The sequence below is a fragment of the Bradyrhizobium sp. genome (assembly GCF_019242285.1).
Lineage (GTDB): Bacteria > Pseudomonadota > Alphaproteobacteria > Rhizobiales > Xanthobacteraceae > Bradyrhizobium.
Map to the genome: position 1 here is coordinate 1 of NZ_JAFAVV010000221.1, position 23,291 is coordinate 23,291.

The 23,291-nt window shown below is 66.1% G+C and carries 20 protein-coding genes; 11 read left to right on the forward strand and 9 right to left on the reverse strand.

The window, feature by feature from the left end:
- The 4 genes from JOY90_RS08465 to JOY90_RS08480 form a co-directional block, all read right to left on the reverse strand.
- Positions 1-816: (Fe-S)-binding protein (locus JOY90_RS08465; protein ID WP_291690689.1), on the reverse strand; the 816-nt coding region annotated here is incomplete at its 3' end.
- On the reverse strand, positions 813-2,600 hold the full coding sequence (locus JOY90_RS08470) for a NirA family protein (protein WP_291690690.1): 1,788 nt from the start codon (positions 2,598-2,600) through the stop codon (positions 813-815). The genes JOY90_RS08465 and JOY90_RS08470, both read right to left, overlap by 4 nt.
- A 385-nt stretch (positions 2,601-2,985) precedes the next feature.
- Positions 2,986-4,152: a CmpA/NrtA family ABC transporter substrate-binding protein gene (locus JOY90_RS08475; RefSeq protein WP_291690691.1), complete on the reverse strand. Its 1,167-nt coding sequence runs from the start codon at positions 4,150-4,152 to the stop codon at positions 2,986-2,988.
- Positions 4,149-4,739, reverse strand: coding sequence for an ANTAR domain-containing response regulator (locus tag JOY90_RS08480; protein ID WP_291690692.1), 591 nt, complete (start codon positions 4,737-4,739; stop codon positions 4,149-4,151). Before JOY90_RS08480 ends, JOY90_RS08475 begins: the two co-directional genes overlap by 4 nt.
- A 110-nt stretch (positions 4,740-4,849) precedes the next feature.
- Here JOY90_RS08480 and rimO point away from each other — a divergent pair, with 110 nt between their 5' ends.
- Positions 4,850-6,175, forward strand: a complete 1,326-nt coding sequence (gene rimO / locus JOY90_RS08485) for a 30S ribosomal protein S12 methylthiotransferase RimO (protein ID WP_291690693.1) — start codon at positions 4,850-4,852, stop codon at positions 6,173-6,175.
- Here rimO and JOY90_RS08490 read toward each other — a convergent pair.
- Positions 6,172-7,302 (reverse strand): DUF2336 domain-containing protein, encoded by a 1,131-nt coding sequence (locus tag JOY90_RS08490; RefSeq protein ID WP_291690694.1) that lies wholly within the window; start codon positions 7,300-7,302, stop codon positions 6,172-6,174. The two genes, rimO and JOY90_RS08490, sit on opposite strands and share 4 nt — an antisense overlap.
- Positions 7,303-7,765: 463 nt before the next feature.
- On the opposite strand from JOY90_RS08490, the gene JOY90_RS08495 reads away from it, so the two are divergent.
- The 4 genes from JOY90_RS08495 to JOY90_RS08510 all read left to right on the forward strand — a co-directional run bounded on the left by JOY90_RS08495 (position 7,766) and on the right by JOY90_RS08510 (position 12,508).
- Positions 7,766-8,962: an acetylornithine transaminase gene (locus JOY90_RS08495; RefSeq protein ID WP_291690695.1), complete on the forward strand. Its 1,197-nt coding sequence runs from the start codon at positions 7,766-7,768 to the stop codon at positions 8,960-8,962.
- 20 nt (positions 8,963-8,982) lie between these two features.
- A complete protein-coding gene (gene argC, locus JOY90_RS08500; protein ID WP_291690696.1) occupies positions 8,983-9,960 on the forward strand; it encodes an N-acetyl-gamma-glutamyl-phosphate reductase in 978 nt (325 codons plus the stop codon).
- Between the two features lie 117 nt (positions 9,961-10,077).
- The gene (locus JOY90_RS08505) at positions 10,078-10,401 is read left to right on the forward strand and encodes a PadR family transcriptional regulator (protein ID WP_291690697.1); all 324 of its coding nucleotides are present in this window, start codon (positions 10,078-10,080) and stop codon (positions 10,399-10,401) included.
- A gap of 175 nt (positions 10,402-10,576) precedes the next feature.
- Positions 10,577-12,508, forward strand: a complete 1,932-nt coding sequence (locus tag JOY90_RS08510) for a serine hydrolase (RefSeq protein WP_291690698.1) — start codon at positions 10,577-10,579, stop codon at positions 12,506-12,508.
- A gap of 16 nt (positions 12,509-12,524) precedes the next feature.
- Here JOY90_RS08510 and JOY90_RS08515 read toward each other — a convergent pair whose 3' ends face one another.
- The 3 genes from JOY90_RS08515 to pcsA form a co-directional block, all read right to left on the reverse strand.
- A complete protein-coding gene (locus tag JOY90_RS08515) occupies positions 12,525-13,499 on the reverse strand; it encodes a quinone oxidoreductase (protein WP_291690699.1) in 975 nt (324 codons plus the stop codon).
- Positions 13,500-13,587: 88 nt separating this feature from the next.
- Positions 13,588-14,313, reverse strand: coding sequence for a TerC family protein (locus JOY90_RS08520; RefSeq protein WP_291690700.1), 726 nt, complete (start codon positions 14,311-14,313; stop codon positions 13,588-13,590).
- Positions 14,310-15,044 carry a phosphatidylcholine synthase gene (pcsA, locus tag JOY90_RS08525; protein ID WP_291690701.1) on the reverse strand — a complete coding sequence of 245 codons (735 nt, stop codon included), beginning with the start codon at positions 15,042-15,044 and terminating at the stop codon, positions 14,310-14,312. Before pcsA ends, JOY90_RS08520 begins: the two co-directional genes overlap by 4 nt.
- Positions 15,045-15,140: 96 nt before the next feature.
- Here pcsA and JOY90_RS08530 point away from each other — a divergent pair, with 96 nt between their 5' ends.
- Complete coding sequence (locus JOY90_RS08530) at positions 15,141-16,343, forward strand: UbiH/UbiF family hydroxylase (RefSeq protein ID WP_291690702.1); 1,203 nt, start codon at positions 15,141-15,143, stop codon at positions 16,341-16,343.
- 183 nt (positions 16,344-16,526) lie between these two features.
- Positions 16,527-16,859 (forward strand): heat shock protein HspQ, encoded by a 333-nt coding sequence (gene hspQ / locus JOY90_RS08535; protein WP_291690703.1) that lies wholly within the window; start codon positions 16,527-16,529, stop codon positions 16,857-16,859.
- A gap of 130 nt (positions 16,860-16,989) precedes the next feature.
- Here the strand turns inward: hspQ and JOY90_RS08540 are convergent, their stop codons facing one another.
- Positions 16,990-17,805 carry an invasion associated locus B family protein gene (locus tag JOY90_RS08540; RefSeq protein ID WP_291690704.1) on the reverse strand — a complete coding sequence of 272 codons (816 nt, stop codon included), beginning with the start codon at positions 17,803-17,805 and terminating at the stop codon, positions 16,990-16,992.
- A 381-nt stretch (positions 17,806-18,186) separates the two neighbouring features.
- Here JOY90_RS08540 and JOY90_RS08545 point away from each other — a divergent pair, with 381 nt between their 5' ends.
- From JOY90_RS08545 to JOY90_RS08560, 4 genes are all read left to right on the forward strand, one after another.
- Complete coding sequence (locus tag JOY90_RS08545) at positions 18,187-19,911, forward strand: extracellular solute-binding protein (protein WP_291690715.1); 1,725 nt, start codon at positions 18,187-18,189, stop codon at positions 19,909-19,911.
- A 41-nt stretch (positions 19,912-19,952) separates the two neighbouring features.
- The gene (locus JOY90_RS08550; protein WP_291690705.1) at positions 19,953-21,452 is read left to right on the forward strand and encodes a class I adenylate-forming enzyme family protein; all 1,500 of its coding nucleotides are present in this window, start codon (positions 19,953-19,955) and stop codon (positions 21,450-21,452) included.
- A 96-nt stretch (positions 21,453-21,548) separates the two neighbouring features.
- Complete coding sequence (locus JOY90_RS08555; protein WP_291690706.1) at positions 21,549-22,775, forward strand: GGDEF domain-containing protein; 1,227 nt, start codon at positions 21,549-21,551, stop codon at positions 22,773-22,775.
- Positions 22,776-22,862: 87 nt separating this feature from the next.
- Positions 22,863-23,267, forward strand: a complete 405-nt coding sequence (locus JOY90_RS08560; protein WP_291690707.1) for a PRC-barrel domain-containing protein — start codon at positions 22,863-22,865, stop codon at positions 23,265-23,267.
- Positions 23,268-23,291 lie beyond the last annotated feature (24 nt).

Genomic DNA, 23,291 nt, shown 5'->3' on the forward strand with positions numbered 1-23,291 from the left:
CTTGCCGCCGGAGACGTAGGAGAAAAGCTCGTACAGCGAATCGGGGGCGGCGCCGAGCGAGACGTCTTCGTGCAGCACCTCACGCAGGGTCCGCTCTCGGACCGGCGTATTATGCGCCGCGCCAAGCATTGCGATGATCTGATCAACGAGGCCGAGCTCGTTCTTGGCGAAGATGCCGAAGGAATCGCCGACGACATAGTCGAGGCCGGCGCCGGCGAGATCGAACTCGATATGCCAGGTCTCCTTCTCCGAGCCCTGCTTGTTGAGCAGCCGCCGCGACAGGAAGGTTGCTTCGATCGGGTTGTCGCGCGAGCGGCCGGGCTCGGCGATGGTCGTGGTCACCGCCACGGCCGGCACGCTGGCCGGCGACGACGCGGTGGCGGGCGCCTTGTCGAGCTCCTCGTGCAGCGCCTTCAGCATCCGCGCGGTTTCCTTGCCGCCGGGGACGCAGAGATTGAGCCGGGCCTCGCTCCGGCCCGCGATCGCTTCCGAGTAGTCGTGACAATTGTAGCCGCACTGCCCGCAATCCTGCTGCGCCATCGCCGCCATCATCCGCCGCCGCAGGGGCCGGCCGTCGGCGAGCTTCATGCGTTCGGCGATCGGCAAGGTCTGGTCATGCCACGGCGCCTCGCCGTCATCGCCGTCGCCGGCCGCACCTGGCAGCAGGGCGGCACCCTGCTCCGCCGATAACGGCACCGCGATCTCGGTGGTCAGGAGGCTTGCGAAGAAGCCGTTGAGCCAGGAGCGCTGCGCGTCCGAGAACGGCGCGTTGGCGGGAATGATCTCGATTCGGGGTGGCGGTGTGATCTGGTTCATGACGACGTCTCCGCATCCGCAAGCTTGCGCAGCGTTTCGCCGTCGTGGCGGCGGGCAAAGGCGAGAAAGGTTTCGTCCGGCGAGGCACGATGGGCCAGATAGGCCTTGAGCAGCCTCTCCACGGTCTGCGGCGCGTCTTCGGCCTTGAGGTCGTGAAAGACCTCCTGACCGATCTCGGCCTGAGGCCCGAAACCGCCGCCGGCGAACAGGTGATAGCCCTCGACCGTGTCGTCAGTCTCGCCGACCGGGACCTTCGCGGCGATCAGGCCGATATCGCTGATGTAGTGCTGGGCGCAGGAATGGTGGCAGCCGGTGAGATGGATGTTGAGCGGCGTGTCGATTGCAACGCGCCCCTCGCACCAGTCACCGATCTCGGCGGCATGCCGCTTGGTGTCGGACGCCGCGAACTTGCAGCCGGCATTGCCGGTGCAGGCGACGAGCCCGGCGCGGATTTGCGAGGCCGTCACGCCAAGTCCAAGCCTCTCGATCGCGGCACTCGCCAGCGCCACATTCTCGTCGCGCACGCCCGAGATCAGCAGGTTCTGCCACACCGTCAGCCGGATCGCGCCATCGCCGAGATCGGCTGCGATTTTCGCGAGCCCACGCATCTGCTCGCTGTCGAGCTTGCCGACCGGCAGCGTCACGCCGATCCAGTTCAGGCCGGCCTGCTTCTGCTTGTGCACGCCGATATGGGCCATGCGGTCGAAGACAGGCCGCGGCGCAACGGCCGCGGCCGGCACGCGCACGAGCTTCCTGCCGAACCGCTCCTCGACCGCTGCCATGAACTTCTCGACGCCCATGCCGTCGAGCACGTATTTCAACCGCGCCTTGAGGCGGTTGGTGCGGTCGCCGGTCTCGATGAACACGCGCACGATGGCATCCGCCACTTGGGTCGCGTGCTCCGGCTTGACGATGATCCCGGTCTCGCGCGCAAAATCGCGGTGACCGGTGATGCCGCCGATACCGAGGCGAAACCACACGCCGGGCTCGGCGCCAAAGCCGTCCTTCACCTCGACCGCGGAGAACGCGATGTCGTTGGTCTCCTCCAGCACCGCGATGCAGCCGGCGCCGTCGAAGGCGACGTTGAACTTGCGCGGCAGGCCATAGAGCGAGCGGTCGTTGAGGATGTGGTGGTGCCACTCACGGGCGTAGCGCCGCGTGTCCAACAGCTCCTGCGGATCGATGCCGGCAGTCGGCGTGCCCGTGACGTTGCGGATGTTGTCGGCGCCCGAGCCGCGCGAGCACAGGCCGAGCTCCTGGATGCCCTCGATCAGTTCGATGGCATGCTTGGGGGCAATTTCCCGCAATTGCAGATTGGCGCGGGTGGTGACGTGGCTGTAGGGCCCGCACAGCCGCTCGGCGAGATCGGCGAGGCCCGAAAGCTGCCAGTGCTTGAGGATGCCGTTCGGAATCCGCAGGCGGCACATGTAGGAATCCTGCGCCGGCGCGACGTGGAACAGGCCGAAATAGCGCCAGCGGAAATTGTCGGCGGCCGACGGTTTTGCATTGTCACGCGCCTGCTGCTTCAGCCGCTCATAGGCGTCGAACGGATGCTCCTCGCGTTTGAACTTCTCCTGGTCGGCGAGCTTCTTGCCTGCGGCCAGCACCTTGTCCTGCGCCTTAATGTGCGCCGCGTCGGGCCCATTCGGCTCGCTCTTCGTGCTGCCGGCGCTGCTGCCGCCAAGACCTCGGCCGGAGCGCAGCACCTGCATGCCTGCGGCAAAGCCTTCGAGATAGCGTTTCTGCTCGTCGGTGAAATCGACGGAAAGCGTTTCCAGTTTCATGATGCCGGTCGCGCCCTAGCTTGCGGGAGTCTGCACGGCGGGTTTGATGTCGATCGGGGTTGCGGGATCCATGTCAAAACTCCAGCGCCACGCGCGTCGCGCGGGCCAACGAGGAAAAAGGGGGTACGAGCACCACCCGCTTCACGCGGGCGATCCGGACAGCCTCGTTGCTGCGGATATCCATCTTGGATGGGCCAGCGGGCATCACCGGCGGCTGGCCTGGTTCACTCCATTCAAGAGATGTGCCAGTTTGGCGCGCTGCACCAATGGCAACGATTTCAACATATTAGACGTATTGCACCGCATCAAATGAGGGATCATTCATGCCTTTTCCGAAGGCATGAGCCCTAATTCTATGCACGCTATGGCGGTGCCTAATTTGCGATCAGACGCGCCGCGGGATGTCGAAGTCGGCCAGGTAGCCCGCGATGTTGGCGGGATCGAACGCCGGACCTGCGAATGCCCCGACGGCCCCGCTTGCCTCCACGGCCGCGCCACCCCCGCCCCCCAATGCGGCTTCGTAGAGGTCGGGCCGGAACACGGCCGTGGCGGTTTCAAGGGCGGCGGCGCTGTACGGGGTCTGGCGCCAGCGCACCATCTGCGCATAGAGCCAGGCGGCCTGGGCGGGATCGGGGCGTGTCGCCTGCTTTTTCCCGAGCAGCAGATAGCGGCTGCTCTCGCGCATCGTGCCATCGGGGGAGATCCTCAACCGCCCATCGAGGGTCCGCTGCACGATTTCCGCATCGACGCCGACCCGATCCGGATGGGCCAGCAGCTGCGCCACCTCGGCGCGGTTTTCCGGCTGTGCGATGAAATCGGCGGCCCGTGCCACCGCGCGGACCAGGCCGTTGAGCACCTGCGGATGGCGGTCCGCCCAGCTTTGGCGAACCGCCAGCACCTTCTCCGCGGCGTGCACCAGGATGTCCGACACGAAGTGCAGGATGTGGCCGGCGCCGCGATCCACCGCAATGGAGTTCCAGGGCGCGCCGACGCAGAACGCGTCGACCTGGCCGTTGGCGAGGCTGTCCGCCATGAAGGGCGGCGGCAGCACCACGAGCCGCACGTCCTCGTCCGGATCGACGCCGCCGGCCGCCATCCAGAACCGGAGCTGGTAGTTGTGGGTCGAGAACGGGAAGGTCATCGCAAACGTCAAGGGCTCGGCGCCGTGCTTGCGCCGCGCGGCGACGACGCGTGCCAGCGCCAGCGCGGTTGCCATCGGATCGAAGCGGTCGCCCTCGAGCTCCGCCATGATCGCCGCATGCAGCGTCGGCGAGACCGTGATCGCGTTACCGTTGATGCCGAGACTGAAGGGCGCGGCGATCGGCACCTTGACATGGCCGATCCCGAGACTCGAGGCGATCGCCACCGGCGCCAGCAGATGAGCGGCGTCGAACAGGCCGATGTTGAGCTTGTCGCGGACGTTCGACCACGACACTTCCCGCACCAGCGTGACATCGAGCCCTTCGGCCGCGGTGAACCCCTTGTCGGCCGCCACAATCAGCGCCGCCGCATCAACCAGCGGAATGAAGCCGATATGCAGGGGCGTGGTCATTTCAACAGCTCCGACGCGGTCAGGATCGACTGCGCGATCTCACCGATCTTCTTCTTCTCGCGCATCGCGGTGGAGCGCATCAGCACATAGGCCTCCTCCTCGGTGAGGCCTTTCACCTTCATCAGGATTCCCTTGGCGCGGTCGATCACCTTGCGCTCCTCGAGCGCCGACTTGGTGCGGTCGAGCTCATCCTGCAGCTTGGCGAACGCATTGAAGCGCGACACGCAGAGGTCGAGGATCGGCTTGATGCGCTCCTTCTTCAGCCCGTCGACGATGTAGGCGGAGACGCCCGCATCGACGGACGCCTGGATCGAGGCCGCATCGCTCTGGTCGACGAACATGGCGATCGGCCGCCGCACCGCGCGGCTGACCTGGAACATCTGCTCCAGGATGTCGCGGCTCGGGTTCTCCAGGTCGATCAGGATGATATCAGGGTCGAGCGCATAGATGCGCGCCAGCAGGCTCTGCATCTCGCTGAGATGCACGACGCCGGTATAGCCCGCCTCCTCCAGCCCCTCCCGGAGGATGGCGGCCCGGATCGGGCTTTCGTCGACAATGACGATCTTGGGCGACTGCTCGGCGGTCATCGATCACTCGTCTTCCGGCGCGAAGGTTTAGCACGCGATCGGCCAGCATGAAGCCTTGTAAATTTGGGCAATTCAGACTAGCTCACGGCCATCAATCGGCCAGATCAGATATGCAGCAGGCTGCCGCCCCAAAAGTCAGCTTCGTTTCGCTCGGGTGCCCCAAGGCGCTGGTGGATTCCGAACGAATCATCACCCGCCTTCGCGCCGAGGGCTATGAGCTCGCGCGCAAGCACGACGGCGCCGATCTCGTCATCGTCAACACCTGCGGCTTCCTCGACAGCGCCAAGCAGGAATCGCTGACCGCCATCGGCGAGGCGATGGCCGAGAACGGCAAGGTGATCGTCACCGGCTGCATGGGCGCCGAGCCCGAGCAGATCGAAACGGCCTATCCGGGCGTGCTCTCGATCACCGGGCCGCAGCAATATGAAAGCGTGCTCGAAGCCGTGCACCGCGCGCTGCCGCCGGCACACAACCCGCATCTCGACCTGGTGCCGCCACAGGGCATCAAGCTGACACCGCGGCATTATGCGTACTTGAAGATTTCCGAAGGCTGCAACAACCGCTGCAGCTTCTGCATCATTCCAAAACTCCGCGGCGACCTGGTGTCGCGCCCGGCAGCCGACGTGCTGCGCGAGGCGGAGCGGCTGGTCACGGCCGGGGTCAAGGAGCTGCTGGTCATCTCGCAGGATACCTCGGCCTACGGCGTCGATCTCAGATATGCCGCGAGCCGGTGGCAGGATCGCGAGGTCCGCGCCAAATTCGTCGACCTGGCGCGTGAGCTCGGCGAGCTCGGTGCCTGGGTCCGGCTGCACTATGTCTATCCCTATCCCCATGTCGACGAGGTCATCGGCCTGATGGCGGACGGCAAGGTGCTGCCCTATCTCGACATCCCCTTCCAGCATGCGAGCCCCGACGTCCTGAAGGCGATGAAGCGCCCCGCCGCGCAGGACAGGACGCTGGAGCGGATCGCGCGCTGGCGCGCGCAATGTCCGGAGCTGACCCTGCGCTCGACCTTCATCGTCGGCTTCCCCGGCGAGACCGACCACGATTTTCAGCACCTGCTGGATTGGCTGGGCGAGGCCGAGATCGACCGCCTCGGCTGCTTCAAATACGAACCCGTCGCGGGCGCGGCGTCGAACGCGCTCGGCCATGCCGTGTCCGACGAGCTCAAGCAGGCGCGTTACGACGCGCTGATGGCGCATCAGCAGCAGATTTCGGCGCGGCGCCTGAAGCGCAAGGTCGGCACCCGCCAGCAGGTGATCATCGACGAGGTCGGTCCGACGGTGGCAAAAGGCCGCTCGAAGGCGGACGCGCCCGACATCGACGGGACCGTGTACCTGTCGAGCCGCCGGCCGTTACGGGTCGGCGAGATCGTCACGGCGAAGATCGAGCGGGCCGACGCCTACGACCTGCACGGCAGCGTTGCAGGATTTTAATTGACGTTCGGCGCCGCCGGATTGGCGCGCGCCATCCAGAGCCTGAGCGCGCGTTGCGCCTCCGCCCGCGTCAGCTCGCCGAAATGCCGCCTGAGCTTGGCAAGCTCGTCGGGCGCCGTGACGCCGGTCGAGAACCGGCAATCCAGCACCGCGCAGACGGTTTCCCAGCTCAGGCCCGCCACCTTGCAGGGGACCAGGATGCCGTCGCTGCGCAGGCTCTGCATCAGCGGCCGCACGACCTCCACGCTCGCCCGCGACAATTCGGCGAGGACGACGATGGTCTCCTCATATTTCTTCTGTCGCGCAAGGCGCACCAGAACCGCCTCGCTCAGTCCGCCCTCCTTCTTCAGGCGCGCCAGCAACAGCCTCGCGCCGGCGAAATCCCGTGACCGCGACATTTCGCGGTCGACGCCGGCCGCGGCTGTGGCGATCGCGGCGCGGATTTCCTCGACCAGATGCGGCGGCGCGCGTGCCAGCAGCCGATCCCTCACCGCCTCGGTCGCGTGCTGCACCAGTTGCGCGCGCAGGCTTGCCGGCAGATCCGCCCGTATTCCGGTCGCAACCGCGAGCTCGGGATCACCGATCGCCTGAGACACGATCATCGCAAAGCCCGCCGCGGAGACGCGCGCCCCTGGATTGTCCATGAGCCTGCGGCTGACGCTCGGAAAGCGGCGCGCCAGCAGGGCATCGGCCACCATCTCCTGCACCCACCAGCGGCCCGCGATCGCCAGCAGATGCCGCTCGCTCCGCTGCTGCGCGATCTCGACCAGCTCGGCCGGACCGAGCCGCGACGATTCGGCCAGCATGGGACCTGCGATCGAGATTTCGTCATGGTTGGCGAGCCGGCGGACGACCGACATCGGCGCCTGGGGGACGCCGGCGAGCTGCGTGCTCAGCTCGGCAAGGGCGATGCGCGCACCGGCCTCGGCAAGGGCGCGAAGCTCGATGGTGTTGATCAGCCGCTCGAAAATATCGCCGAACAGCTCGATCTGCTCGCGACTGAACCGTCCCGCGGACTCCAGGAACAACGCGGCGACCTGCTTCGTCGTCTGCGCACATTTCTCGGTGGAGCCGGCGGCGATCGCCGCTTCGACCTCGTCGGCGATCGATACAGTTGCGTTGCGCATCGCTCGTCCTGAGCGCGTTGTCCTGCCATGGCTGGTTAACGAACGCTACCGATCAAGGCTGAACGTTTCGTAAAACTGCAACCTGCCCCCGTAAGGGTCCGGAGGCCCCCGAGCCAGCCAGGCCGGCCCCCGGGCGCTCAGCGCGCGGCGCGCGAGCGAGCTGGTCGCGCCGGCGGCCTCGCGCGGTTCGAGATGCCGCACCGGCCTTCGTGCGCGATCTCACCGACAGGCGCGCTTGACAGATATTCGTCCACGCTGTATGGCCGCGCCCCATGACGTTCATTCGGAACCAGCGCCGCACCGCCTGCCGTCGTCACCGCCGTGACGATGATGGGGCGCGCCATGTCCGACGACGACGCTGATCGAGTAGACCAGCCAAGTTCTCGAAAGGCCGCTACCCCAGGGAGTAGCGGCCTTTTCTGCTTTTCGTCCCCCTCTACGTCAAGCCCACAGGAGCCTCGACATGACGAACGCGATCCATCCCTATGACGCGCTGATGGACATCACCGCCCGCCCGCAAACCGTGTTCGTGCGCGGCGAAGGCTCCTGGCTGTGGGACGATACCGGCAAGCGCTATCTCGACTTCATCCAGGGCTGGGCAGTCAACTGCCTCGGCCATTCGCCGCCCGCGGTGGCCGCGGCGCTCGCCGCACAGGCCAAACGGCTGATCACGCCGAGCCCGGCCTTCTACAACGACGCCAGCCTGAAGCTCGCGCAAGCGCTGGTCGAGCAGAGCTGCTTCGACCAGGTGTTCTTCGCCAATTCCGGCGCCGAGGCCAATGAGGGCGCGATCAAGCTCGCGCGCAAATATGGCGCTTTGCACAAGAACGGCGCGTTCGAGATCATCTCCTTCGAGGGCGCCTTCCATGGCCGCACCCTCGCGACCATGTCGGCCTCGGGCAAGAAGGCGTTCGAACCGCTGTTCGAACCCAAGGTGCCGGGCTTCCGCAAGGCGCGGCTCAACGACATCGCCTCCGTCGAGGCGCTGATCAACGCCAGCACCATTGCGGTCATGCTGGAGCCGATCCAGGGCGAAGCCGGCGTGTGGCCTGCGACCGATTCATTCCTCAAGGAGCTGCGGACGCTGACCGAGACTCATGGCCTGCTGTTGATCGTCGACGAGATCCAGACCGGCATGGGCCGGACCGGCAAGCTGTTCCACTACGAGCACGCGGAGGTCGAGCCCGACATCATGACGCTCGGCAAGGGAATCGGCGGCGGCGTGCCGCTCGCCGCCCTGCTCGCGACCGAGAAGGCCGCCTGCTTCGAGCATGGCGACCAGGGCGGAACGTTCAACGGCAACCCGTTGATGTGCGCCGCCGGCTTCGCGGTGCTGGAGCAGGTCCGCCATCCCGATTTCCTGAAATCGGTCGGCGATAGCGGCCTGTTCCTGGAAAGCGAATTGCAGAAGCTGTCGGCGCGCCACGGGCTTGGCGAGGTCCGGGGCCGCGGGCTGTTGCTGGCGCTGGACCTGAAGCTGCCGGTCGGCGCCGCCATCGTGGCGCAGGGGCTCAGCAACGGCCTGCTGCTCAATGCGCCACAGCCGGACGCGTTGCGGTTCATGCCGGCGCTCAACGTGACGCGGGACGAGATTTCACAAATGGTCGAGCATCTCGATGCTATTCTGACCAAGGCCGGCGCCGCACGGCAGGTCGCCTGACACCGAGAGGGAATGCAACCATGGCCCCGAAAGTCTTCATCGACGGCGAAGCCGGAACCACCGGCCTGCAGATCCGGCAGCGGCTGCTCGGACGGACTGATCTCGAGTTGATCTCGATCGATCCGGCGCGACGCAAGGAGGCGCTGGCGCGGAAGGACATCATCAATGCCGCCGATGTGGTGATCCTGTGCCTTCCCGACGACGCCGCACGCGAGGCCGTCAGCCTCGCGGAGACCAGCTCGGTCCGCATCATCGACGCCTCGACCGCCTATCGCACCGCCGAGGGCTGGGCCTATGGCTTTGCGGAAATGGCGAAGGAGCAGCGCACGAAGATCGCCGGGGCGCGGTTCGTCTCCAATCCCGGCTGCTACCCGACCGGCTTCGTCGCGCTGGTGCGGCCGCTGGTGCAGGCCGGCCTCGTGCCGCGGGACTGGCCGGTATCGGTCAACGCGGTCTCCGGCTATTCGGGCGGCGGGCGGAAGATGATCGCCGAGTTCGAGGACGAGCAGGCGGGCGATTTCACCGACGTGCCCTATCGGATCTACGGCCTGACGCTGGCGCACAAGCACGTGCCGGAGATGAAGGTCCACGTGGGCCTGGATCATCCGCCGATCTTCGCGCCGTCGGTCGGCCGCTACGCGCAGGGCATGATCGTGGAGGTGCCGCTGCCGCTCTATGCGCTGCCGGGCAAGCCGAAGCTCGCCGATCTTCAGGCCGCGCTGGCGGACGCCTATCATGGTGAGCCGTTCGTCGAAGTTGCCACGGCTGAGGAAGCCGCCGCTACTCAGACGCTGGCGCCGGAGGGCCTGAACGGCACCAACCGGATGAGGCTCCACGTGTTCGGCTCGGACAAGCTCGGACAGGCCCGGCTCGTGGCGCTGCTCGACAATCTCGGCAAGGGCGCCTCGGGCGCAGCCGTGCAGAACCTCAACATCATGCTCGGCCTGAATGAGGCGGCGGGACTCGACGCGCCGTTCGCCTGGAACGCCGCGGCGTAGCCGGATGTAAAGTGGTGCCGCCTCGCTCTGGCTGCAACGAGGTGCGCCCCTTCTCTCCGTCGGGCGCACCTCGTTTCGTCCCTTGACTATATCCGTTACGGATATAGTGTAGCTCGCATGAGCAAAGCCGCACCCCAAGCGCCGCTGACGCCCGCCGTATTCCACATCCTGCTCGCGCTCGTCGGCCAGGAGCGGCACGGCTACGACATCATGCAGCAGGTCAAGTCGGACTCCGAGGGGGCCGTCGAGATGGGGCCGGGAACGCTCTATGGCTCGCTGGACCGCATGATCGACGCCGGTCTCGTGGCGAAGGGCAACACGCGCGATCCGCGCAGAATCTACTACAAGCTGACAACGCTCGGGCTAGCGACGCTCCGAGCGGAAACGGAGCGCCTGTCGCGTCTTGCCGTCGTCGCGCGGCGCCAACTCGGGACCGCGTGACGTGAAGGCGCAGAAGACCCGGTCGCGCTCTCTGGCGGTGTACGGGATTCTCCTCAGACTCTATGCGCCGGATTTCCTGGCACGCCATCGTGCGGAAATGCTCCAGAATTTCGAGGACTTCGAAAACGCGTCGCCGTCAAAGGCAGCGCTTTGGCTGCTGATAGGGAAAGACCTCATGCTCAGTCTCGTCTCGCGCAACATTCCCAAATCGCGTTGGGCACTCACGGCCCCAATGTTCGTCCTCGCTGCCGCACTCGGCATGTGGCGGGCTTTGGCCTACGACACGGCAGCAGTGAGCAGCCCGGAAGCCCTCGGCTTCTCGTCGCCGCGGCTGGCGCGGATCGCGGCCTGGCAGCAGGCGCAGGTCGATGCCGGCGCCTTCTCGGGCGCTGTTGCCGCGATCGCGCGAAACGGCAAGGTGGCCTATCTGCACGCCGTCGGCTATCGCGACAATGCGAAGACGATCCCGCTGCAACCCGACGCGATCTTCTGGATCGCCTCGATGACCAAGCCGGTCACGAGCGTCGCCGCCATGATGCTGGTCGAAGAGGGCAAGCTCGATCTCGCAGCCTCTGTGTATCGGTATCTTCCCGAGCTCAGGGACATGATGGTCGCCGTCGAGACGACGGACCCGGCGAGCGGACAGAGCAGGCTCATGCTCGAGCCGCAGAAACGCCCGATGACCGTCGAGGATCTGCTGCGGCATACATCCGGCCTCACCTACTACGATCGCGGCGACACGGCCGTCTACAAGCTCTATCGCGACAGCAGACTGTACGATGCGGGCTTGGCACGCGACGGCACGCTGAAGGATTTCGTATCCCGCCTGTCGCGGCTTCCGCTCGTCCATCAGCCGGGTGAAGCCTTCGAATATGGCCACAGCGCCGACGTTCTCGGACGCGTCATCGAGGTCGCTTCCGGGCAGCCGCTGGATCAGTTTCTCGATCAGCGCCTGTTCAAGCCGCTCGGCATGGTCGACACCGGGTTCTGGGTGCCGCCGGCGAAGCTCGCCCGCCTGATCGACCCGCCGGCCGGCGCGCTGATGCTTCCGGACCGGGACGTCACCAAACCGACCACGCTGTTTTCGGGCGGCGGCGGGCTGGTGTCGACCGCCAGCGACTATCTGCGGTTCTGCCAGATGATGCTCAACGACGGCGAACTCGACGGGGTGCGCATCCTGTCGCCCGCCACTGTCCACCGGATGACCACGAATGCGCTGCCACAGGGCATCCGCTTTGCCAACGGTTCGACCTTCGGGCTCGGCTTCGGGATCCGCAGCGATGCCACCTGGAGCGTGGTGCCCGGATCGGTCGGCAGCTTCTATGGGAGCGGGGTCTGGGGCACCTATTTCTGGGTCGATCCGGCAGAGCAGTTGATCGCGATGCAGCTCATCCAGGTCGTGCCGAACAAGGCCAACCAGTTCAATCCGACGTTCCGCAATCTGACCTATGGCGCCCTCCTCGTTCCCCATATTGACGAGCCGGCACCGGCAAACGCGCCCGTGGCGATCGATCGATCCGCGCTTGCGGCGTTGGAAGGCACCTACACGTTCCCATCATCCAGCTCGCGCGACAAGCAGGGGCCGTTCGGCGGCCTGGGCATCGAGATCGCGATGCAGAACGGTCTCCTCAAGGTCGTTTCGCCGGTGCCTTACGCGCCTGCCGCCCGCGCGGGAGTTATGGCCAATGACGTCATCACCCATCTCGACGGTGAGACGACGCATGGCATGACCCTGAGCACAGCGATCGAGAAGATGCGCGGACCCGTCCACTCCGCGATTACGCTGACGATCGCGCGCAAGGGGCAGGATGCGCCCATCGAGCTGACGATCGTGCGCGCTCCGGTCGGAGCGGCAAAAGGGGCCAGCAGCGATCTTCAAGTCGCCGTCAGGGGCGGCAAGCTCCAGGTCGAGGCCAGCGGCGCTCTGCCGGTGCTTGATTTTGGCAAGGGCACTCCCATGACGGTCGTCCCGCTGTCGAGCCGCGAGTTCCTCGTCGACGGCGGCGACCACACAAGGCTGGCCTTTCTGGAAGACGGCGACGGCAAGGCGACGGGGTTGGTGCTCAATCCGGGGCCCTGGGAGATCACGGGCCAGCGGATCAACTGACGTAAAGTGAACTCCTCTACGGCTTCAGGATCGAAGCCCCGGTGGTGCTGCGGCTCTCCAGGTCGATATGCGCCTTCGCCGCATCCTTCAGCGCATAGGCGTGATTGATGGGAATGTGCAGCATGCCGGAGATGACAGCGGAGAACAGCGTGTCGGCGCCTTCGAGCAATTCCTTGCGGGTGCCGATATAGTCGTTGAGCTTCGGCCTCGTTGCAAACAGCGAGCCGTGATTGTTGAGCTCGGCGATCGCGAACGGCGGCACCGGTCCTGAGGCATTGCCGAAGCTGACGAACAGGCCGCGCGGCTTCAGGCAGGACAGCGAGCCGGGAAAGGTGCTCTTGCCGACGCCGTCATAGACGACGTCGCAGAGCTCGTTGCGGCTGATCTGCTTCACCCGCGCGACGAAATCCTCCTCGTTGTAGAGGATGACGTGGTCGCAGCCATTGGCGAGCGCGAGCTCCGCCTTCGCCTTCGAGCCGACGGTGCCGATGACATGCGCGCCGAGCGCGCTCGCCCACTGGCAGGCGAGCAGGCCGATGCCCCCGGCCGCGGCATGGATCAGCACGCGATGATGCGGCTCGACCCGGAACGTCTTGTGCAGCAGGTACCAGACCGTGAGCCCCTTGAGCATCAGCACGGCGCCCTGCTCGTAGGTAATGTGGTCGGGCAGCTTGACGAGCTTGTCCCAGGGGATGTTGCGCTCGGTCGCGTAGGCGCCGAGGTTGTGGTAATAGGCGACGCGATCGCCGGGATGAAAATGGGTCACGCCGGGTCCGACCGCGACCACCTCGCCCGAGGCCTCGTTGCCGGCGATGAACGGCAGCCCCGGCGCCTTGTAGAGCCCGTTGCGGTAATAGACGTCGATGAAGTTGAGGCCCACCGCGTGCTGGCGGACGCGCACTTCGCCCGGCCCCGGGGCGGGCAGGTCGATCGGCTCGTAGACCAGCGCTTCCGGTCCCCCTACCCTGTGCACGCGCACGGCCTTGACCATCTCGATTCTCCGGGAAATTGCCCAGCTTCAAACGAAAGCCATTGAGCCCGCCTTGTCAACTTGAGCAGCTCCGACGGCGCCCGCTCGGTCAGTCGGCTGATCTTTGGCGGTTGCGCCGCGCCATCACGTTGAAGAGCTCGACCGCCGCCGAGAACGCGATCGCGAAATAGATGTAGCCGCGCGGAATGTGGAACTTGAATCCGTCGGCGACCAGCGCGACCCCGATCAGCACCAGAAACGCCAGCGCCAGCATTTTCGTGGTTGGGTGCGCCGCCACGAACCGCGCGACCGGTCCGGATGAGACATACATGATCACGCACGCGATCACGACGGCCGCGACCATGATGGCCAGATCCTGTGCCATGCCGATCGCGGTGATGATCGAGTCGAGCGAGAACACCATGTCGATCACGATGATCTGCATGATCACCAGAACGAACGCGCTGGCCGACGCGGCACCGGCGGTCGCCTCCTCGCCGCCCTCCACCTCGCCGTGAATCTCGTGGGTGGCCTTGCCGATCAGGAACAGCCCGCCGCCGATCAGGATCAGGTCGCGCCACGAGAACGAGCTGCCGCGCACGCTGAAGACATCCTGCGTCAGGCCGATCAGCCATACCAGCAGGCTCAGGAGCAGAATGCGGAAAACCAGCGCCAGCGCCAGGCCGATCTGCCGCGCGCGCTTGGCCTGCTTCGGCGGGATGCGCGAGACGATCACCGACAGGAAGATGACGTTGTCGATGCCGAGCACGATCTCGAGCGCCGTCAGCGTCAACAGCGCCGCCCAGGCTTCCGCGCTCGAGACCAATTCAATCATTGCTTGATCGACCGCAGCAGCCGGATCGCCGAATCCACCATCGCGACGTAGAGCGCGATGCCACACAGGGCGGCCTTGACGGGGAAAGCGACGTCGAAATCGTTGATGAGCGTATAGACGAGCAGCACGCCCCACAAAGCGATCAGTGCCAACGTGAGAGGGCGCAGCCGCACCGTGCGTACCGGATGCAGCACGTGGAACGGCAGGAAGGTCGCGGCAATCAGCAGCGCTATGGCGAGGCTCGACAGCGCCGGCGGCCACTGCAGCAGGAACAGGTAGAAGGCCGCCACGTTCCACAGACCCGGAAAGCCGCGGAAGTGGTTATCCGACCCCTTCATGCGGCGATCCGCGAAGTAGAGTGCGCCGGAGACGGCGATGCCGATGCCGAGCAGCGGGGCCGCGAGCGGCAGCAGCAGTCCGCTCGCGGTGACGGCATAGGCCGGCACGAAGACATAGGTGACGAAGTCGACGACGAGGTCGAGCACGTCGCCGGACCAGTTCGGTTGCAAGCGCACGACGTCCAGACGCCGCGCCAAAGGCCCATCGATCGCATCGATGACGAGCGCAGCACCAAGCCACCAGAACATGCCGACCCAGTGCTCGCGCACGGCTTCCAGCATGGCGAGCAAGGCAACGCCCGCGCCGAGCGCGGTGAAGACGTGCACGGAGAAGGCCGCGGCGCGCGCGGCGGGCCTCGCCTCCACCCCGTTTCCTTGATTGGGCTGATCCATCGCAGGGAACTGCTATCAGGAATCGCATGGATTTGTACATCGCGGGAAAATGCCGCGGGACTTGAAAAAGCCGCGGAAGATACCGATTGTTCCATCATGGACCAGCGATCCGATGCCTTCGACGTCGCGGTGATTGGCGGTGGCCCGGCCGGGCTTTCGGCGGCGATCGCGCTCGCGCAAGCAGGTGCTCGCACGGCGCTGGTTGCGCGGCGCGCACCCTACGCCGACAATCGCACCACGGCGCTATTGGGCGCCTCCGTCGATTTTCTCCGGAGCCTCGATGTCTGGTCCGCCTGCGAAGGCGCGGCGGCCCCGCTCGAAGTGATGCGGCTGGTCGACGATACCGGCCGGCTGATCCGGGCGCCCGAGGTACGGTTCGCTTGCACCGAAATCGGCCTCGATGCCTTCGGCTACAATATCGAGAACCGACTCCTGGTGGCGGCGCTCGAACACCGTGTGGCAGGGCTCGCGAACCTCACCCGGTTCGACGATGAAGCCGAGACCGTGACACCCAGCGATGCGGCGGTCGACATCCGCACCGCGAGCGGACAGACGCTCGGCGCCCGCCTCGTCGTCGGCGCGGACGGGCGGCATTCGCTGTGCCGTGAGGCGGGTTCCATCGAAGTGAGGCGGCGTCAACTCGATCAGGCGGCGCTGACCTTCAACATTCATCACACGCGGCCGCATCGCAACGTCTCGACCGAATTTCACACGCCGCAAGGCCCTTGCGTGTTCGTGCCGTTGCCGGGCGAGCGCTGCAGCGTCGTATGGGTGGCGCGACCGGCCGAGGCCGAGCGGCTGTGCTCACTCGACGATGCAGCCCTGTCGGAGGCTGCCGAACAACAGTCGCATTCGATCTTCGGCCGCGTCACGGTCGAAGCTGGCCGTCACCAGTTTCCGCTGTCGATCGAGCAACCGACACAGTTCGCGCGACATCGGATCGCGCTCGTCGGCGAGGCTGCTCATGTCGTGCCGCCGATCGGCGCGCAGGGGTTGAACATGGGATTGCGCGATGCCGCCGACATCAGCCGTTTCGTGCACGACAGCCTCGCTGCGGGCGAGGACCCTGGTTCCCCAATGGTGCTGCGGCGCTACGACTGGGCGCGCCGACCGGACATCCTGAGCCGCACCTTCGCCATTGATCTGGCAAACCAATCCCTGCTTCAGGACCTGTTGCCAATGCAGTCGCTGCGGGCGATGGGGCTGCATCTGATCGGCTCGGTCGGTCCGATCCGTCGCATGGCGATGCGCGAGGGCCTGGCTCCCTCGTGGCGACCGCGCTCGGTGCGCCGTTCATAAGGACGCGCGCGAGCGGCATGGAGATGCCTGCAGGAACTCATACCATGGTGCGATTTTTGGCGTACTGGAGTTCCTTCAAACCGCTGTCACTCCAAGGGTTAAGCAGACGGTGTTGCCATAGCGGATCAAGGCCGGCGGAAACGGGCACTAGCGCTGCCCGACATTGTGGTCTATTCGACTAAAATGATCAAAGCGCGAACCGCCAAGTTCCAGATCGGCCAGATCGTGCGCCACCGGATCTTCTCGTTCCGGGGCGTCATTTTCGACATCGATCCGGAATTCAACAACACCGAGGAATGGTGGCTGTCGATCCCGGAGGAGATGCGCCCTCACAAGGATCAGCCATTTTATCATCTGCTGGCCGAGAATTCGGAAACCGAATATGTCGCCTATGTCTCAGAGCAGAACCTGCTGCCCGACGAGTCCGGCGAACCGATCCGGCATTCGCAGGTTGCCGAGATCTTCGTGAAGGACAAGTCCGGCGGCTACCGCCCGCGCAATCCTTCGCTGAATTGATCGCGCTCACGTCGACCGCGCGGGAGAACCAGGCTTCACGCACGAGACCGACGCCACTCGCGAAGACGGCACTGACGAAAAAGGCGCTCGCTGCGAGCGCCTTTTTTGCCATTTGAAAAGCGCGATCAGATCACCTCGAGGGCGCGGCGGCCGGCTGCTGCCCCTGGGTCGCCTCCAGCTTCTTGCGCGCTTCCTCGGCGCGCTTCTGCAGTTCCTCCTGCAACTTCTTCTGGGTCTCCTCGAACACCTTCGGGTCGGTCGGAGGACCGTCATAGGCCTTCGCGAAGCTTGCGCCGTTGCTCTCCTGCAGCGGCAGCGGCAGCGTAAGCGCCGCACCATTGGCATTGATCGCCTGGATCACCAGGTTCTGCCCCTTCTTCATGTTCGCGAGCAGGTCCGGGCTGGCTTCGTAATCGGACATGCAGCCATTGGCAAAGCAGATCACATAGGGGCTCTGCAGTGGCTGATTGCTGTCGACGATGATCCGGGTTCCATGAACGAGTTGCATGCCGAGCGGCAACGTCACGCGCAGGATCTTCTTCGGATCGCCTTCGGGTTCGATGATGACGGCAGCCACGACCGGCTGTCCGGACTCGATGCGGCCGTCCTTGCCGGTGAAGCAGACCTGCTTGGCGTTGGCGTCCTGTCCCTTCAGGCAGAACTTCGTCCACGGCGCATAGATGAGCTGAACCTGCTGGTCCGGTGGCGGCTGGCCGCCGCCGGCAGGGGCCTGCTGGGCCTGCTCCTGACCAGCCGGCGCCTGGGCGCTCGGGCCTCGTGGCGCGGCTGGCGCAGCCTTCGGCGCGGGCGCCTTCGCCTTCGGCGCGGCCGGCGCCTGGGCGTGGGCGTCGTGGCCAAACGGAACAGCAGCCAGCGCGGTTGCCGCCAGCAAGGCGAGAAGTCGGCCTCGCGGCCCGACCGACGCGGCCAAGATACGGAAAAACATTGCGGAAAACCCTTTCTGAACGGGGGGCGCCCGAACCCCCCGGTGGCGCCTGACCTAGCCGTTCGCGCGGCTGTCTCTTGGTGAATTGAGGCAGTTACGTGACCGTTATCGCGCCCGCCTCAATCGGGTGCCTTCATACAGGGGCGGACGGAAAGATCAATGCCGACGGCATCCTCAGCAGCGCCAAATCTGCTTGCCGTGCGCTGTATGCTGCGAGCTGTATGCTAGGAGTCACAGGTGAGCCGCGGCGAATCAAATTCACACACCTTCATGTCAGTCGTCAGGCGGGTGCGCGCCTGGATTCGGATCGCATTCACGATCTTGCTGGCGCTGACGGGCCGCGCGGAATTGCTTTACGCGGCGGAAACGAACGCGCTCGCCATGCACGGCGCGCCGGCGCTGCCGGCCGATTTCTCGCAGCTGCCCTACTTCAACGCCGATGCGCCCAAGGGCGGACAGCTCGTCTGGGGAATGCTCGGCTCTTTCGACAGCCTCAACCCGATGATCGTGCGCGGCATCCCCGTGCAGCAGGTGAGGCCCTACAATTTCGAGCGCGGCTATGTCGTCGAAACCCTGATGGCGCGCGCCGAGGACGAGCCTTTCACGCTCTACGGCCTGCTCGCAAGGAGCGTCGAGACCGACGACGCGCGCGATTTCGTCACCTTCCACCTCGACCCCCGCGCGCATTTTTCCGACGGCGTACCAGTGCTCGCGGAGGATGTGCTGTTTTCCTGGGCACTGTTGCGGGACCACGGCCGCCCCAACCACCACGAGTATTATTCGAAAGTTGCAAGAGCCGACGCGCTCGATCCGCTGACCGTGCGCTTCGACCTTGCGGGCGCCAACGACCGCGAGCTGCCGCTGATCCTCGCCTTGATGCCGGTGTTGCCCAAGCATGCCACCGACGCGGCGACGTTCGAGCAGACGTCGCTCACCGCGCCCCTCGGCACCGGCCCCTATCGCGTCGGCGCAGTGAAGCCGGGCGCCAGCGTGACCTTCACGAAAGATCCAAACTATTGGGGCCGCGATCTGCCGATCAACCGGGGATTGTGGAACTTCGACGAGATCAGGTACGATTATTATCGCGACGGCAACAGCCTGTTCGAGGCGTTCAAACGCGGCCTGTGCGACTTCTATACCGAGACCGAGCCGCTGCGCTGGCATGAAGGGTTTGATTTTCCTGCGGCGAGAAACGGCGACGTGATCCGCGACGCCATCAGGACGGGCATGCCGCGGCCCTCGGAATTCCTGGTGTTCAACACCCGCCGCCCGGTCTTTGCCGACATCCGCGTGCGGCAGGCGGTGACGCAACTGTTCGATTTCGAATGGATCAACCGCAATTATTTCTTCGGCCTCTACGCGCACGACGGCGGCTACTTCGCGGGCTCCGAATTGTCGGCCTATGCGCGGCCGGCGAGCCCGCGCGAGCGCGAGCTGCTCGCGCCATTTGCGGCCGACGTTGCGCCCGACATTCTCGACGGCAGCTATCGTCTTCCCACGACCGACGGCTCGGGCCGCGACCGCGCCACGCTGCGCGCCGCGCTGACGCTGCTGTCACAGGCCGGCTACGAGCTCGAAGGCGGCGTGCTGCGGCAGAAGTCGACCGGCGCGCCACTCCGCTTCGAGCTCTTGGTGTCCACCCGCGACCAGGAGCGGATCGCGCTGGCCTTCGCCCAGCATCTCAAGCGCGCCGGCATCGAGGCCAACATCCGCAATGTCGATAGCGTGCAGTTCGATCAGCGGCGCCTCGTCTACGATTTCGACATGCTCCAGAACCGCTGGGACCAGTCGCTGTCGCCCGGCAATGAGCAGTACTTCTACTGGGGAACGGCGGCGGCCGACACGTCGGGCACGCGGAACTACATGGGCGCCAAGGCCCCCGCGATCGACGCCATGATCCGGGAACTATTGGCCGCGCGCGACCATGACGGCTTCGTCGCGGCAGTCCGCGCGCTCGACCGGGTCCTGATGTCCGGCTACTACGCCATTCCGGTTTTCAATATGGGAGAGCAATGGATTGGGCGCTGGAATCGGATAGAACGGCCTGGCACCACCCCGCTGGCTGGACACCTGCCGGAGAGCTGGTGGCGGCGGCAGGCCAACTGACCGGAGCACGAGGGCGCTTCGCAGCAAGGACAGGTCTTAAGGTGAACCAGAGCAACGCATCGCCGACGCTGGATGCACTGTTTCAGCGCATCCTGGCGCGACAGCCGGACGAGACGGCGCTGGTCGATCCGCGCAACAAGCAGCGCGTCACCGGTCAGCCGCCGCAGCGCCTGACCTATGCCGAAGCCGACCGCGCGATCTCGGCGCTGGCGGCCCACTTCATCGACGCGGGGCTGCCGACCCATTCGGTGATCGCGGTGCAACTGCCCAACACGATCGAGTTCATGCTGACCGTGCTGGCGGCGCATCGCGCCGGCCTCGTGGTCGCCGTGTTCCCGCTGTTGTGGCGCCAGGCCGAGCTCGTGGCCGCGCTCAACCGCACCAGCGCGCGGGCGATCGTGACGTCGGGCCGGATCGACGGCGTCGTTCACGCCGACATCGCCATGAACGCCGCTGCGGAGGCGTTCTCCATCCGCCATGTCTGCGGCTTCGGCGGCGAGCTGCCCGAGGGCATGGCGTCGCTCGACCAGGCGTTGGCGAGGCCGTCGACATCGGCGCGCGCCATCATCCAGGACGGACGCAAGGCGGCGATCATCACCTTCGACGTGACGGCCGAAGGCTTTCGCGCCGTGCCGCGCACGCATCTCAGCCTGATCGCGGGCGGGCTCGCGCTGTCGCTCGAAAGCGACGTCCCCGCCAGCGCGACCATCATGTCGGCGTTCGCGCCCTCCTCCTTCGCCGGCCTCGCCGGATCGATCGGGGTGTGGCTCCTGTCGGGTGGTGCGCTGGTGCCGCATCATCCGTTCGAGGGAGACGTGCTCGAAGCGCAGATCAACGAGCTCGCCTGCGACACGCTGATCGCGCCTGCCCAACTGGTGTTGCGGCTCGACGAGGCCGGACTCTCGGAACGGCTGCCGAGCCTGCGCAACGTCATCGCGATGTGGCGGGCGCCGGAGCAGGTCGGCTCCAGCCAGAACTGGACGGCGTCGCAGGCATCGCTGACCGACGCCTATCTGTTCGGCGAGGCCGGGCTGTTCGCGGCGCGGCGCGGCGACAATGGCGCGCCCGCCCTCGTCAAGCCGGGGCTGCACGGCGCGCCGCGCGAGATGCCGGGCTCGTCGATCTCGGGCGAGATCCTGCTGACGCCGAAGGGAACGCTCGCGCTGCGCGGACCGATGGTGGTGATCGCGCCCTATGCGCCGCCGCCTCCGAGCGACTCCATGACGGCGCAGGCGCCGCGCGATTATGTCGATACCGAATATGCGGCACGGCTCGACCGCTCGACCGGCGCGATCTCCATCACCTCGCCGCCGTCAGGCATCATGGCGGTCGGCGGCTACCGCTTCCTTGCCGCCGATCTGCAGGAATGGGGCCGCAGGCTCGGACAGGGCGCGCTGCTGACGGCGCTCCCGGATCGGCTGAGTGGTCATCGCCTGGCAGGGCGGGCCCAGGACAACGCCCGCGCCCGCGAGGCGCTGCTCGAGCTCGGACTGAACCCGCTGATGGTGGAGGCATTTCGCGACCGCGGCAGCGCCGCCTAGTTTGTGGCGACTCCGGCCTTCGTTGACGGGGCGTTAACGTCGGCCAACTAGATTTCATACTTCCTTCGTCGGTCGCGTCGATTCCGAGTTCGTCAAATGTCGCAGCAAGGCCCGGTCCTGGTCGTGTCCAACCATGCACGGCCGCCATTTGCGGCCGCCTTCGACGAAGCCGGACTGTTCCCCGTCATCGACTCGAGCTGGGCCGACGCCACGCGCGCGGTGGCGCAGGTGCAGCCGGCGCTGGTGCTCGCGGCGATGGAAGGCGCCAGCCGACCGCAATGCGAAACGCTTGCTTACGCGGTCGCCGGACAGCAGCCTTATCTTCCGCTGATCGCCATCGAGCCGAATGGCGTTGTCCCCGCCAACGCCATCCCGTTCACCCGAGCCGGCGATACCGGCCGGCTGGTCGCCCGCCTGCGCGCCGCGCTGCGGATCAGGGCGTTGCACGCCACCGTGCTGCGCCGCCTCGGCGACGATCCGAAGGCACAAGGCCATTTGCCGGACATCGATCCGTTGCGCGATGCGACCGTGCTGCTGATCGGACGCGGCGGCGCCTTCCCTGCCCTTTCGGTCGCGCTCGGCGAGCGCGCAGGGGTCATCGGCGCCTTCTCGATCGAGGCCGCCGCCAGCCATCTGAACACCCGCGATATCGACGGCGTGGTGCTCGGCGAAGGATTCACCGCCCGCGTCGAGGATGCCTTCCTCACCGTGCTCGCGGAGGACGCGCGCTTCCGCAACCTGCCGGTCATTCCGACCTCGGGCCAGCTCATCCCGTTCCACGATCTGCCCAATCTCGAAATGATCGGCGGCGAGCCGGCCCTCGTCGCGGCCAACGCATTGCCGCTGATCCGTCAGCGGGCGTTCGAGAGCCAATTGAGCCGCAGCCTGCGCGCGATCGAGGCCGGCGGCCTGCTCGATCCGCAAAGCGGCCTGCTCACCCGGACGGCGTTCGAGCGCGACTTCGCCGCTGCCGTGGGCCAGGCGAAATCGAGGGGCGGCGGCCTCTCCGCCGCGCGGTTTGCCTTCGACGCCGCGAACCCGCGCTTCCTGCTCGACGGCGCGCGCATCGTCAGCCGGCTGATGCGACGGATGGATTTCGGCGCCGTCCACGGAGGCTCGGTCATCGTCGTGTTCGCCGAGACCGATCTGCGCTCGGCACACGGCATCGCGCGTCGGCTCTCCAGCGTGATGAAGCAGACGTCGAACGGCAGGCGCAGCCGGCGCGCCGAGCCGACCGTGACGATCGCCGAGCTGCTGCCGACCGACTCGCCGGCCTCGCTGCTCGCACGCCTCCATTCCGGCGCCCAGCGCGCGGCGTCCTGATACCGATCAACACCTCCAACGGCTACGGGGGAACATTCGTTCCCTCCTCGCATTGTTGCGCTTGCAATGACTGCACTGGAGGACAAGATGAAGAAAATCGCATTGATTGCCGCGTCGCTCGCGGTTCTCGCAAACCCGATCTTCGCCGCGGAAAGCGCGAAGAACACCACGACCGGCGCTGCTCCTGCGGAGGCGAAGTTCTCGACCGTGTCGAAGGACGAGATGTTCTCCTCGAAGCTGAAGGGCCTTTCCGTCACCAATCAGAAGGACGAGACGATCGGCGAAATCTCCGACCTCGCGATCAAGAACCACGAGATCGACGCGCTGATCCTGTCGGTCGGCGGCTTCCTGGGCATGGGCGAGCATTATGTCGCGGTGTCGCCGTCGTCGGTCAACGTCCGCTACGATTCCAAGGACAACAAGTGGCTGGCCTCGATGAACACCACCAAGGAAGCGCTGAAGGCCGCGCCCGAGTTCAAATATCCGAAGTAGGCACTGCGCTCACGCCGACGCGAG

Excerpts from the sequence above, each read along its gene's own strand:
- rimO (WP_291690693.1), top strand. The coding sequence starts at position 4,850 with ATGCAGCAGGCTGCCGCCCCAAAAGTCAGCTTCGTTTCGCTCGGGTGC.
- JOY90_RS08520 (WP_291690700.1), bottom strand. The coding sequence starts at position 14,313 with ATGATTGAATTGGTCTCGAGCGCGGAAGCCTGGGCGGCGCTGTTGACG.
- JOY90_RS08490 (WP_291690694.1), bottom strand. The coding sequence starts at position 7,302 with ATGCGCAACGCAACTGTATCGATCGCCGACGAGGTCGAAGCGGCGATC.
- hspQ (WP_291690703.1), top strand. The coding sequence starts at position 16,527 with ATGATCAAAGCGCGAACCGCCAAGTTCCAGATCGGCCAGATCGTGCGC.
- JOY90_RS08515 (WP_291690699.1), bottom strand. The coding sequence starts at position 13,499 with ATGGTCAAGGCCGTGCGCGTGCACAGGGTAGGGGGACCGGAAGCGCTG.
- JOY90_RS08540 (WP_291690704.1), bottom strand. The coding sequence starts at position 17,805 with ATGTTTTTCCGTATCTTGGCCGCGTCGGTCGGGCCGCGAGGCCGACTT.
- JOY90_RS08505 (WP_291690697.1), top strand. The coding sequence starts at position 10,078 with ATGAGCAAAGCCGCACCCCAAGCGCCGCTGACGCCCGCCGTATTCCAC.
- JOY90_RS08470 (WP_291690690.1), bottom strand. The coding sequence starts at position 2,600 with ATGAAACTGGAAACGCTTTCCGTCGATTTCACCGACGAGCAGAAACGC.
- JOY90_RS08530 (WP_291690702.1), top strand. The coding sequence starts at position 15,141 with ATGGACCAGCGATCCGATGCCTTCGACGTCGCGGTGATTGGCGGTGGC.
- JOY90_RS08510 (WP_291690698.1), top strand. The coding sequence starts at position 10,577 with ATGCTCAGTCTCGTCTCGCGCAACATTCCCAAATCGCGTTGGGCACTC.
- pcsA (WP_291690701.1), bottom strand. The coding sequence starts at position 15,044 with ATGGATCAGCCCAATCAAGGAAACGGGGTGGAGGCGAGGCCCGCCGCG.
- JOY90_RS08560 (WP_291690707.1), top strand. The coding sequence starts at position 22,863 with ATGAAGAAAATCGCATTGATTGCCGCGTCGCTCGCGGTTCTCGCAAAC.
- JOY90_RS08475 (WP_291690691.1), bottom strand. The coding sequence starts at position 4,152 with ATGACCACGCCCCTGCATATCGGCTTCATTCCGCTGGTTGATGCGGCG.
- JOY90_RS08480 (WP_291690692.1), bottom strand. The coding sequence starts at position 4,739 with ATGACCGCCGAGCAGTCGCCCAAGATCGTCATTGTCGACGAAAGCCCG.
- JOY90_RS08555 (WP_291690706.1), top strand. The coding sequence starts at position 21,549 with ATGTCGCAGCAAGGCCCGGTCCTGGTCGTGTCCAACCATGCACGGCCG.
- JOY90_RS08545 (WP_291690715.1), top strand. The coding sequence starts at position 18,187 with ATGCACGGCGCGCCGGCGCTGCCGGCCGATTTCTCGCAGCTGCCCTAC.
- argC (WP_291690696.1), top strand. The coding sequence starts at position 8,983 with ATGGCCCCGAAAGTCTTCATCGACGGCGAAGCCGGAACCACCGGCCTG.
- JOY90_RS08495 (WP_291690695.1), top strand. The coding sequence starts at position 7,766 with ATGACGAACGCGATCCATCCCTATGACGCGCTGATGGACATCACCGCC.